General features: G+C 71.8%; 7 protein-coding genes. 4 read left to right on the top strand and 3 right to left on the bottom strand.

Annotated elements, in window-relative coordinates:
• Nucleotides 1–51: 51 nt before the first annotated feature.
• From O7634_RS17225 to fxsT, 3 genes are read left to right on the top strand one after another with little or no spacing between them, the layout of a single operon-like run.
• Entirely contained in the window at nt 52–711 is a 660-nt protein-coding gene (locus O7634_RS17225; protein ID WP_278151140.1) for a TIR-like protein FxsC, read from the top strand.
• A complete protein-coding gene (locus O7634_RS17230; RefSeq protein ID WP_278151141.1) occupies nt 708–1970 on the top strand; it encodes a TIR-like protein FxsC in 1263 nt (420 codons plus the stop codon). Before O7634_RS17225 ends, O7634_RS17230 begins: the two co-directional genes overlap by 4 nt.
• Nucleotides 1967–5836 carry an FxSxx-COOH system tetratricopeptide repeat protein gene (gene fxsT / locus O7634_RS17235; RefSeq protein ID WP_278151142.1) on the top strand — a complete coding sequence of 1290 codons (3870 nt, stop codon included), beginning with the start codon at nt 1967–1969 and terminating at the stop codon, nt 5834–5836. Before O7634_RS17230 ends, fxsT begins: the two co-directional genes overlap by 4 nt.
• A gap of 52 nt (nt 5837–5888) precedes the next feature.
• Here the strand turns inward: fxsT and O7634_RS17240 are convergent, their stop codons facing one another.
• On the bottom strand, nt 5889–6797 hold the full coding sequence (locus O7634_RS17240; RefSeq protein WP_278151143.1) for an alpha/beta hydrolase: 909 nt from the start codon (nt 6795–6797) through the stop codon (nt 5889–5891).
• Between the two features lie 150 nt (nt 6798–6947).
• Between O7634_RS17240 and miaB the strand changes: the two genes are divergently transcribed.
• Nucleotides 6948–8510, top strand: coding sequence for a tRNA (N6-isopentenyl adenosine(37)-C2)-methylthiotransferase MiaB (gene miaB / locus O7634_RS17245; protein WP_278153992.1), 1563 nt, complete (start codon nt 6948–6950; stop codon nt 8508–8510).
• Between the two features lie 40 nt (nt 8511–8550).
• On the opposite strand, the gene O7634_RS17250 is transcribed toward miaB, so the two are convergent.
• A complete protein-coding gene (locus O7634_RS17250; protein WP_278151144.1) occupies nt 8551–9909 on the bottom strand; it encodes a cellulose binding domain-containing protein in 1359 nt (452 codons plus the stop codon).
• A 238-nt stretch (nt 9910–10147) separates the two neighbouring features.
• Nucleotides 10148–11728: a cellulase family glycosylhydrolase gene (locus tag O7634_RS17255; protein ID WP_278151145.1), complete on the bottom strand. Its 1581-nt coding sequence runs from the start codon at nt 11726–11728 to the stop codon at nt 10148–10150.
• Nucleotides 11729–12212: the final 484 nt, after the last annotated feature.

Consider the following 12212-nt stretch of genomic DNA (forward strand, 5'->3'; position numbering starts at 1 on the left):
GCACGGACTACGCTGATGTTCCGGCCGCGTGGGGAGGGCGGAGGGGCAGTCGTGACCACAGTGGACGCACCCTCCGCGACGCGTGCCCCGCTCTTCTTCGTCAGCTATTCCCGGGCCCCGGTCGGCCGCGCCACCGGCAAGCCCGCCGAGTACGTCTCCCGATTCTTCGAGGACCTCTCCGTTCACGTGAGCGAGTTGGTCGGCCCGGTGACCGGAGTGGACGCCGGCTTCCTGGACACCTCGATCGCGGGCGGCGAGCGCTGGAGCCCGGAGCTGCTCCAGGCCGCCGGCACCTGTCAGGTCTTCGTGCCGCTGGTGTCCAGCGCGCTGATCGGCAGCGACTGGTGTGGTCGGGAGTGGGACGCGTTCTCCCGCCGGCGCATCGTCCCCCGGCACAGCTCCGCCTCGGTGCACGAGACGGCGATCGTGCCGGTCACCTGGTCGCCGACGAACGGCACCGTGCTGCCCCGGGTGCTCCGCGACATCCAGCGATTCTCCCCGACCGCGATGCCGGATCCGGACATCGCGGTGCACTACCAGCGGGACGGGGTCTACGGCTTGTTGACCATGCAGTGGGAGAACGCGTACCGGGCGGTGGTCTGGCGACTCGCCCAGCGGATCGTGGCCATCCACCGGTCGTACCTGGTCGAGCCCTGGGTGCCGGCGAACATGGAGGAGCTGCGCAACCGGTTCACCGAGGAGCCGGCGTGAGCCCGCCGGGGGGTCGTGGCCGGCCGGCGACGCGCGGGACGTACTTCTTCCTGAGCTACGCCCACTCGGCGCCGCCGCCGGGCGCTCGGGCCGACGCCGACGTGTGGGTCGGTCAGTTCTTCGCCGACCTGACCGACGAGGTGCGACGTCAGGCGCGACCGGTGGCGGGGATGCGGATCGGCTTCTTCGACCAGCACATCCCGCTGGGCGCCGACTGGAAGGCCGCCCTCGCCGAGGCGCTCGGTGACGCCGAGGTGTTCGTCCCGCTCTACTCGCCCGGCTACTTCAGCCGTCCGTGGGCGCTCGGCGAGCAGGAGTCGTTCCGGGCCCGGCTGGCCGCCGCGGGGCCGGCCCGGGTCACCGCGGGTCACCTCACCCCGGTGCTGTGGATCCCGTTCCCTCCGTGGGAGACCCACCCGGAGCTGGACGGCGCCCTGGACCTGGGCCGGGACGTCCCGGAGTACGCCGCCGACGGCCTGCGCGCGTTCTGCATGCTGGCCTCCTACCGGGACCGCTACGAGCTGTTGCTGCGCCGCCTGGCGAGCCGGATCGTGCACACCGCCGAGCGCCGGCCGATGGGCCCGTCCCGGGCGCCGGGCCTCGACGAGGTCGTCCGCCCGGCGTCCACCGACCCGGACTTCGTCGTCGCCGTCCTGGCCCCGACCCGCGACCACCTGCCGACCAGCCGCGACCCCGCCGCCTATGCGACCAGCGGCCGGCGCTGGCGGCCGTACGGGCGACGCCAGGAGCTGCCCGCTGCCGAGTACGCGGCCAGCACCGCCGAGCGGCTCGGGCTGGTGGCCCGCACGGAGGACTTCGCGCACGCCGCCGATCTGCTCGCACGCCGGCCGGCGGTGCTGCTCGTCGACCCGTGGATCGCGGCGACACCGGACGGGACCGCGACCCTCGCCCGGATGCTGGCCGGCCTGCGGGAGTGGGTCGTGCCGCTGGTGGTCACCGACGACGACGACAGCCAGGACGCGACCGAATGGGCCACCGAGGTCACCCAGCTGCTGCACGATGTCGGTCTGCCCCAGGTCAAGCGCGCCTGCAACGTGCCGGAGTTCGTTGACCTGATGCCGGCGCTGGTCACCGAGGCCCGCCGCCAGTTCCTCAAGTACGGCCCGGTCGTCCCCTTCGAACCACCGCCGGAGCCGGTGCCGAGCCTGCGGGACGGCCTGGGCGCCACCGGCTCCCTCGACACCGCGTCCCCGCCTGATGATCCGGGCTCACCGCGTCCACACGGAGAAAACCGATGAACAACGATCGTGAAGGTCAGGTCGTCACCTTCTACTCGTTCAAGGGTGGGACGGGCCGGACGATGGCGCTGGCCAACGTGGCCTGGATCCTGGCGGCCAGCGGCCGGCGGGTGCTGGTCGCGGACTGGGACCTGGAGTCCCCCGGCCTGCACCGCTTCTTCCACCCGTTCCTCGACGCCGAGGCCATCCAAGGCACCAGCGGCGTGATCGACATGATCCGTGACTACGAGTGGGAGACGACCCGGGTCGACGAGCGACCGGACCGCTGGATGGAGCAGTACGCCCGGGTCGGGCGGCACGCGTTCTCCCTGCGCTGGAACTTTCCGGAGGGCGGCGGCCTCGACTTCCTCTCCGCCGGCCGGCAGAACAGCGACTACGCGGTCTCGGTGAGCGGGCTGGACTGGGACAACTTCTACAACCGGCTGGGCGGGGCGCAGTTCTTCGAGGCGCTGCGGGCGGACATGAAGCGGCAGTACGACTTCACCCTGATCGACAGCCGGACGGGGTTGAGCGACGTCGCCGACATCTGCACCCTGCACCTACCGGACACGCTCGTCGACTGCTTCACGCTCAGCGACCAGGGCATCGACGGCGCGGCCCGGGTGGCGCACTCGGTCCGGGACCGCTACCGGCGGCGCGACATCCGGGTGCTGCCGGTGCCGATGCGCGTGGACCAGGCCGAGAAGGAGCGGGCCGAGGCGGGCCGGCTGCTGGCCATGCGCCGGTTCGCCGGGTTGCCGGCCGGCATGACCGAGGCGGAGCGACGGCGGTACTGGGCGGCTGTCGAGGTCCCGTACCGCCCGTTCTACGCGTACGAGGAGACCCTGGCGACGTTCGGTGACCCGCCCGGTTCGCCGACGTCGCTGCTGGCCGCGTTCGAGACCCTGACCGGGATCCTCACCGACGGGGCGGTGACAGCGCTGCCGGTGATGGACGAGTCGGTGCGGGAGCGGGGCAAGGCGCGGTTCCGGCGGCGCACCGAGGCCGTCGACGACCAGATCGTCCTCCGGTACGCCCCGGAGGACGCCATCTGGGCCGAGTGGCTGGAGCGGGTGCTCAGCTCTGCCGGGCTGCGGGTGGTGGAGCCCACCGCCGCCGTCGGGTCCGCCGGCACACCGGCCCCGCGCACGCTGACGGTGGTCTCGCCGGCCTACGTGGCGACGCCGTCCGGCGGCCTGCCGGCCCGCGACACCAGCACCGGGTCCACCGCCCTCGCGGTGTACGTAGCCGACCTGCGACCGCTCGCGGAGTTCCCGTCGCAGAGTTCCACCAACCTGGTCAACGTGAGCGCCGCGACCGCTGTGGAGCGGGTGTTGCGACTGGTGGGCCGGCCGGTGCCCTCGTCGGCGGACGGTCCGGTGGCCGGCTCCACCCGCTATCCCGGCACCGAGCCGCTGATCTTCAACGCCCCGAACCGGAACGCGCGCTTCACCGGCCGCGAGGACGACCTGGCCCGGCTGCGCACGCAGTTGCAGAGCGGTGGCAGCGCGGTGGTGCTGCCGGTCGCCCTGCAGGGCATGGGCGGCGTGGGTAAGACGCAGGTGGCGCTGGAGTACGTGCACCGGTTCAAGGCCGCGTACGACGTGGTCTGGTGGATCGTGGCCGACCCGCCGCAGTTCGTCGACACCGCCCTGGCCGACCTCGCGAGTCGCCTCGGGGTCCTGGCCGGGCCCACCCTGCCGGACACCGTCCGGTCGGTGCTCCAGGTGCTCAGTCGGGGCGAGCCGTACGAGCGGTGGCTCGTCGTGCTGGACAACGCCGAGGAGCTGGACCAGATCGAGCCGTTCCTGCCCCAGGGGCCGGGCCACGTGCTGCTGACGTCCCGCAACCGGGCCTGGGGTGACCGGGCGAACCCGATCCAGGTGGATGTCTTCGCCCGGACGGAGAGCGTCGCGCACCTCGCCCAGCGGGTGCCGACGATCAGCGCCGAGGAGGCCGACCAGGTGGCCGAGGCGCTCGGCGACCTGCCGATCGCGGTGGCCGCGGCGGGCGCGTGGCTCGCCGACACCGGCACGCCGGTGGGCGACTACCTTCGGCAGATCGACAGGCACGGCCCCAGCGCCCTCTCCGTGGAGGCCACCTGGGACCTGTCGCTAAACCGGTTGCTGGAGCAGGCGCCCGCCGCGTACCGGCTGTTGCAGCTCTGCTCGGTGCTGGCCCCCGAGATCGCCCTCGATCTGGTCTACAGCGACGAGATGGCGGCGGCCCTCACGCCGTTCGACCCGTCGGTGTCGGAGCGGCTCGTGCGCGGCGCCCTGGTCCAGCAGATCAACCGGCTGGCGCTGCTCAAACTCGACGTGCAGGGCGGTCGGATCCAGGTGCACCGGCTGTTGCAGGCGGTGGTCCGGGACCGGATGACCGACGACGAGATCAGCGCCGCCCGGCACCAGGTGCACCTGGTGCTGGCCGCCTCCCGGCCCCGTGGCGAGGTGGACGACCCGAACACCTGGGACCGGTTGCGGATGCTCTGGCCGCACCTGGAGGTCTCCGAGGCGGTCAGCTGTCCGGACGAGGCGGTGTGCCAGCTGCTGATCGACCGGGTCCGCTACCTCTGGCAGCGGGGCGGCCTGGACCAGGCCGACGAGTTCAGCCACGAGGTGGACGAGACCTGGTCCGCCCGGCTCGGCGACGTCCGGGAGCAGACCGAGGCGACGCCGTTGAGCCGGCAGTTGCTGCACCTGCGGTTCAACCGGGCCAACATCCTGCGCAGCCTGGGTCGGTTCGACGAGGCGCGGGACCTGGACGAGGCGGTGTTGGCCGAGCAACGGCGGCTGCTGGGTCCGCTGCACCCGCACAGCCTGATGACCGCCGGTAGCCTCGGTGGTGACCTGCGGGCGCTCGGTCGCTACGCCGAGGCCCTGGAGCGGGACCGGTCCACCTACGCCTCCTGGCTGCAGGTGTTCGGCGAGGACCACCCCCGTACGTTGAGCGCGGCCAACAACCTCGCGGTCTCGTACCGGTTGGTCGGCGACTACCGGTCGGCCCGCCGGTGGGACGACGAGGTGCACCAGCGGCGACGGGTGGTCCTCGGGCCCACCGACCCGTACACCCTGGTCTCGGCGCTCCGCCTGGGCAGCGACCTGCGGGAGGCCGGCGAGTACGAGAGGTCGGCGACCCTGCTGCGCACCGTCTACGAGTCGTACTGCGAGGTGCTCGGTCCGGACGACGCCAGAAGCCTCAGCGCCCAGGTCAACCTGGCGGTGTCCCTGCGCAGCGCCGGCCGGGGGACCGAGGCGGCGCCGCTGTTCGACGCGGCCTACCGCAAGTTCGACGAGCTCTTCGGCCCGGACAACCCGGACACCGTCGCGTGCCGGTCGAGCCGTGCGGCGAACCTGCTGGCCGTCGGTGACGCGGGTCGGGCGCTGACCGAGATGACCGCCGTCGGCCAGGCGTACGAGACGGAGTTGCGACTCGGACCGGAGCATCCGCTCACCCTGGCGACGATCAGCAACATCTCCGCAGCGCAGCGTGCCCTCGGGCGCGGTTCGGACGCCCGCCAGTCCGCCGCCAGGGCGGTCGGTGACCTGCGCAAGGTGCTGGGTCCCGACCATCCGCACACCCTCGCCGCCGAGGTGAACCACGCGGTGTGCACCGCCGAGGAGGGCGACTGGGAGACGGCGCGGGACCGGCTGCGGGAGACCGCCGGCCGGCTGGCCACGGTGATCGGCGCCGACCACCCGGACACGCTGCGCTGCCTCGGCGACCTCGCCCTGGTGTTGCGCCGGGCCGCCGACGGCGCCCCGGCCGACGACGTCAGCACGGTGGCGGACCGCCTGGCCGACGTGATCGGCCAGGACCACCCGACGGTGCAGACGCTGCGGGAACGCCGCTTCATCGTCCGCGTGATCGACCCGCACACGATCTGACGGTTGGTCGCCGGTGGGCCGCGCGTCCGGCCCACCGGCCCCCGACCTGACGTCAGAGTCGCGGGCTGGTCGCGAGGTCCGGCGTGGCCAGCCAGGTCAGGGTCTGCGGCAGGATCTCCACGGCCCCGAAGTGCGCGGCGCCGGGCTGCACCTGGACCTCCGCCCGGCTGATCTTCGACGCGAGCCAGTGCGAGTGTTCGACGGGCGAGAATCGGTCCTGCTCGCCGTGCCAGAGCCGGACCTCCGCGCGGATGGCGCCGAGGTCGAACCCCCAGCCGCGGCGGATCGCCAGCACGTCGTCGATCCAGCCCTCCGGGCCGTGCCGCAGCGCCTCGGAGTACATGTCGGTCAGCAGCCGGCGGATCGCGACGTCGTCGACGACCCGGATGTCCTCGTCGGGCAACTGGGGGCGCAGGAACTCCAGCAGCGTCATCGGGTCCCGGCGGGCCTCCTCGGCCCGGACCTTCAGGTTGAGCGTGAGCTCGGCCAGGTCGTCGTCGGCCTGCCCGAAGTCCTCCACGTTCGACTCGGCCATGCCGGCGTACCAGTCCAGGTCGGGCGCCCCGGCCGGGGCGAGACCCACCAGCACGGCGGCCCGGGTGACCCGCTCCGGCAGCAGGGCGGCGCAGGCCAGGGCGTGCGGCCCACCGCCGGAGCGCCCCACCACCGCGAACCGTTCGATGCCGAGGTCGTCGGCGATCGCCGCCACGTCGGCCGCGGCGTCGGCCACCCGCCGGCCCTCGTGCCGGTCGGAGTCGCCGTAACCGGGCCTGTCGTAGCAGACCAGGTGCACGCCGAGGCGATAGACGACGATGCCCCGGGGGCGGGGGCCGCTGCGACTGCCCGGGGTGCCGTGCAGGAGAAACACCGCCGGGCCGTCCGGCGCGCCCGATGTCTCCACCGCGAGGTGCCGCCCGTCCGCCGTCGTGACGGTGCGCTGTGTCGCGTCTTGTCGCGTCACGGTTGGCCTCCCGCGGGTCGTCATGTGCTCCCCCGTGAACGGAGCCGCGCATCGTCGGCGCCGAGTGCAAAGCCCCCGAAATCGCCCAGAACACATTCTTGTGTGCAGCGTACTGCCCGTCGTGGATGCCCGCCATTGGCCACCGGGTCAATGCCGGTGGGCCGGGGCCCCGGCAGGGGCCGCTACCCTGGTAGCCCGAGGGGAAGGGGCACCAATCCGGTGGCGAGGACCTACAACGTCGTGACGTACGGCTGCCAGATGAACGTGCACGACTCCGAGCGGATATCCGGCCTGCTCGAACAGGCCGGCTACGTGCGCGCGACGCCGACCGACGACACCCCGGACATCGTCGTCTTCAACACTTGCGCGGTACGGGAGAACGCGGACAACCGGCTCTACGGCAACCTCGGTCGCCTGCGCCCGGTGAAGGACAAGCATCCCGGCATGCAGATCGCGGTCGGCGGCTGCCTGGCCCAGAAGGACCGGGGCGACATCGTCCGCAAGGCGCCCTGGGTGGACGTCGTCTTCGGCACCCACAACATCGGGTCCCTCCCGGTGCTGCTGGAGCGCGCCCGGCACAACGCCGCCGCCGAGGTGGAGATCCTGGAATCCCTCGACGTGTTCCCCTCCACGCTGCCGACCCGCCGCGAGTCGACGTACGCCGGCTGGGTGTCGATCTCGGTGGGCTGCAACAACACCTGCACCTTCTGCATCGTGCCGGCGCTGCGTGGCAAGGAGAAGGACCGGCGTCCCGGCGACATCCTCTCCGAGGTGCGCGCCCTGGTCGACGAGGGCGTGCTGGAGGTGACCCTGCTCGGGCAGAACGTCAACTCCTACGGCGTCGAGTTCGGCGACCGGTACGCGTTCGGCAAGCTGCTGCGCGCCTGCGGCGACATCGACGGCCTGGAGCGGGTCCGCTTCACCAGCCCGCACCCGAAGGACTTCACCGACGACGTGATCGCCGCGATGGCCGAGACGCCGAACGTCTGCCACTCGCTGCACATGCCGTTGCAGTCCGGCTCCGACGACGTGCTGAGGGCGATGCGCCGGTCCTACCGCTCCGAGCGCTACCTGGGCATCATCGAGAAGGTCCGGGCGGCGATGCCGGACGCGGCGATCACCACCGACATCATCGTCGGCTTCCCCGGTGAGACCGAGGCCGACTTCCAGCGCACCCTGGACGTGGTCCGCGAGGCGCGGTTCTCCTCGGCCTTCACGTTCCAGTACTCCAAGCGACCCGGCACCCCGGCGGCGACCATGGACGACCAGCTGCCCAAGCAGGTCGTGCAGGAGCGCTACGAGCGGCTGGTGGCGACCGTCGAGGAGATCACCTGGGCGGAGAACAAGCGCCTCGTCGGGGAGACCGTCGAGGTGCTGGTGGCTGTCGGCGAGGGCCGCAAGGACGAGCGCACCGGCCGGATGTCCGGCCGGGCCCGGGACGGCCGCCTGGTGCACTTCGCCACCGACGGGCCGGGCGGGGAGTCCCTCGCCGGCCAGATCCGGCCGGGCGACATCGTGCACACCACCATCACGTACGCCGCGCCGCACCACCTGAACGCCGACGGGGCGCTGGTGGCGCACCGCCGCACCCGGGCCGGTGACGCGGCCGAGGCGGGACGCTCCCCGCGTACCCCCGGGGTGTTGCTCGGTCTGCCGACGATCGGCGCGCCGCCGGTCGTGGCCGCGCCCACCGCGGGCTGCGCCGCGCACTGACCGCGCGAGGGGGCCCCTCGCCGAGGGGGCCCCGCCGCGGTCAGATGGTGATCTTGCCGGCGCCGGCGCCCGCCAGCACGATGGACTTGACGTTGCTGGCCGGGTCCAGCTGGTACGGGTACGGGATGCTGGCCACGCTGCCACCGGCCTGGCCGGTGGGCGAGTTGACGAAGTGGTTGTTGCGGGCGACCAGGCTGCCGGGCCCCGAGTCGCCCTCACCCAGGTGGTACGGGTCGTCGACGTTCTCGAAGTAGTTGCCCTCGACGAGCACGCCGGCCCGCTCGGTGGACGCGATGCCGTAGCCGCCGTTGGCCCGGTAGTAGTTGTTGTAGACGTGCACCGGGTTGCCGAACCGCACCCGGGGGTTGCGCTGGTTGCTGCCGTCGAAGTAGTTGTGGTGGTAGCTCACCCGCAGGTGGCCGACGTCCTGGCTCGCGTTGTCGTCGCTGTGCCCGAGCAGCATCGTCTTGTCGTGGCTGAACACCCGGTTCCAGGACACCGTGACGAAGTCCGAGCCGCGCTTGATGTCGACGGCGCCGTCGTACCCGTTGCTGAAGGTGTTGTGGTCGATCCAGATGTTGCTGGCCGACTCCTGCACGTTGATCGCGTCGTCGTTCCAGCTGCGGAAGGTCAGGTTGCGGATGATCACGTTGCGGTCACCGTTGATGTTGAACCCGCAGCCGACGATCGTCGCCCCGTAGTTGCCGATGATGGTCTTGTTGGAGCGGACCCGCAGCATCCCCGAGCAGGTGATCGTCCCGGTCACTCGGATCACCGCGGCGCCTGTCGCGTTCAGCGCGCTGGTCAGGCCCGAGGCGTTGCTGACGGTGGTCGTGGCGGCGTTGCCGCCACCCGTGGTGCCGCCGTTCTGGGTGGCCCAGCCGACGAGGTTCGACGGCTGCTGGTTGGTCGGCGGGGGAGTGCTCGACGGCGGCGGGGTGGTCGGCGGTGGCGTGGTCGGGGTGGTCGGCGTGGTGCTGCCGGTGCAGGCGACGTTGTTCAGGGAGAAGCTGGTCGGGGCGGGATTGCTGGAGTTGTTCCAGCTCGCGTTGAAGCCGAACGACGCGCTGCCGTTCGTCGCCAGGTTGCCGTTGTAGTCGACGTTCGTCGCGGAGACCTGGCTGCCGCTCTGCGTGACGGTGGCGCCCCACGCCTGGCTGGTCTGCTGACCGGCCCCGTACGTCCAGCGCAACGTCCACCCGGAGAGCGGGTCGCCCAGGTTGGTGACTGTGACGTTGCCGGTGAAGCCGCCGGGCCACTGGCTGGCGACCGAGTAGGTCACCTGGCACCCGGCGGCGGCCTGGGCGGACACCGAGGTCAGCAGACCGGCGGCGACGAGGGTGGCGGTGGCTGCGGCGGTGGTGGCGATCAGCGTCGATCGACGCCGTCCTGTGCGCATGCTGCTTCCTTTCGATGAGGCGGACGACCCGTCGCTGCGCCCATGCCCGTGGGCCGCGACTCCCGGCCGGACCTGTGGTCCGCGGGCCCGCCAGTGCTGGTACGTGAAGAAAGCGGCTCCTGCGCGTGCGCCGGCCGTGGACAGGCAAGCGCTTTCCCGATGAAAGCATAGAAGCATCTGGATGTAAATGGCCGGGACGGCCGATGCGGTACCCGCCCGCACCGGCCGTCCCGACAGGTCAGCAGCCGGTGCCGTTCAGCTTCACCGTCGCCGGGGCGCTGGCCGTACCGTTGGCGGTGAAGCCCACGGTGACCGACCCGCCGGCCGGCAGCGACGGAGCGTGACTCGGGGCGGCCGCGGTGACCGTCGTGCCGGACTGCGAGACGGTGGCGTTCCACCCACTGCCCAGCGTCACCCCGGACGGCCAGGCCCAGCTGACCGACCACGGGTTCGCCGCAGCCGAACCGGTGTTCGTGACGGTCAGCTCGCCCTGGAAGCCGCCCTGCCAGGCGTTGACCTGGCGGTAGGTGGCCGTGCACGCGCCGGACGGCGGGTCCGTCGGCCCACCGGTCGGCGGGGTGGTGCCGCCACCGGTGGGGGCGATCAGGTACGGCTGGAGGATCGCCTGCTTGGTGGTGTTGACGTTGGTCCAGTCGTCGAGCGCGATGCCGCCGGTGTCACCCGAGTTCGGGTTCCACGACCAGTAGGTGAAGGACATCCCGGTGACCCCGGTCCCCGTGTACGCCATCAGGTTCTCCAGCCACACCCGGTCCTTCGGGTCGGCCAGGGTGCTGCCGAACTCGCCCATCATGATCGGCGCGATGTTCTGCTTGTAGAGGTAACCCCAGTATTTGTCCCAGATCGCCGGCATGTTCGCCGGATAGTCAGGGGCGTCGAACCAGGTCTGCCGGTACACCGAGGTGGCGTACTCGTGCGGCGAGTAGACCAGCCGGTTCGCCACGTTCAGCCGTACCGGGTACTGGCCCGCCTTCGACAGGTTGCCGCCCCACCAGCCGCAGTCCTCGTCGTTGCTCGGGTCGTTGTCCCACACGTTGGAGAGGCCGCCGCTCGGGCAGCTCACCCCCTCCACGAAGATCAACCAGTTCGGCTGCACGCCGAGGATCGCGTTGCCGGCCCGCTCGGCGGCCAGCCGCCAGTCCCGGGCGGTGTCGCCGCAACCCCAACACGCGCCGGTGGCCGCCGGATTGGTGCCCTCGGCGTGCGGCTCGTTGTGCAGGTCCGCGCCGATCACAGTGGTGTTGCCCGCGTACCGCTGGGCGAGCATCTTCCAGTCGTTGATCCAGGTCGCCTCGGAGACCGTCGGCGTGTACCACAACGCCGACTGCCCGGCCGACGTCGGCCGGTGCCGGTCCAGGATGATCCGCATCCCCTTGCTGCCGGCGTAGTCGATGACCTTGTCCAGGATCTGCAACGGCGACAGCCCCACCAGGTCCGGGTTGACAAAGTCGTTGATCCCGGTGGCGGTCGCGCCCGGCTTCAACGCGTCGTTCGAGAACGGCACCCGCAACGTGTTGTAACCCAACCGCGCCATCGTGTCGAGCTGCCCCCGCCACGGGTTGCTCGACCACAGACCGTGGAAGGTCTTGTTGTCGGTCTCCATGCCGAACCAGTTGATACCGGTCAACCGGACCGTGGCACCGGTGCTGTCCTGGATCTGGTTGCCGACGGTGTGCAGATATCCGGTACCGGTGCCGGCGGCCACCGCCGGGCCGGCACCGACGGCGACGGCGACGCCCACCCCCGCCGCGACGGTGGCGAGCGCGGTGACCGCGCCGCCCAAAGCCTTGGGACGAAACATTCGAGCTCCACTTCGGAGTTCCGACGCCGTCCGCTGACGACGCCGGCGGGCGGCCGTCCGCACCCTCCGCTCCCATCGGGTACGCGGACAGTGCGCGACAGCCCAGGTCACGCGGACACGGCCACTCGCGAACGCGCACCGGCACCCTCGTCGGCGGTGCTTCGCCGTCGTCGGCGGTGCTTCGCCGTCGTCGCCCTCGTGCCGGTGGCCCTACCAGACTCCGTCGCTCATTCTGATCAGCCCGGGTCGATGCGTCAATCAGCCCTCCGGCTGCCCCAATCCGCCCCTCCGCCAACGTTCACGTGGCCTGGCCGAGCATCCGCGCGGCCCTCGGCCCTCCATGCCGCGCCCTGTCCGGTCTGACCGCGCCCTGTCCGGTCTGACCGCGCCCTGTACGGTCTGACCGCGCGCTGTCCGGTCTGCCCGCGCTGTCCGGTCTGACCGCGCGCTGCCCCGTCGCGCGTATCGCCCTCTTCGCACGTTT

Source organism: Micromonospora sp. WMMD1120, assembly GCF_029626235.1.
Lineage (GTDB): Bacteria > Actinomycetota > Actinomycetes > Mycobacteriales > Micromonosporaceae > Micromonospora.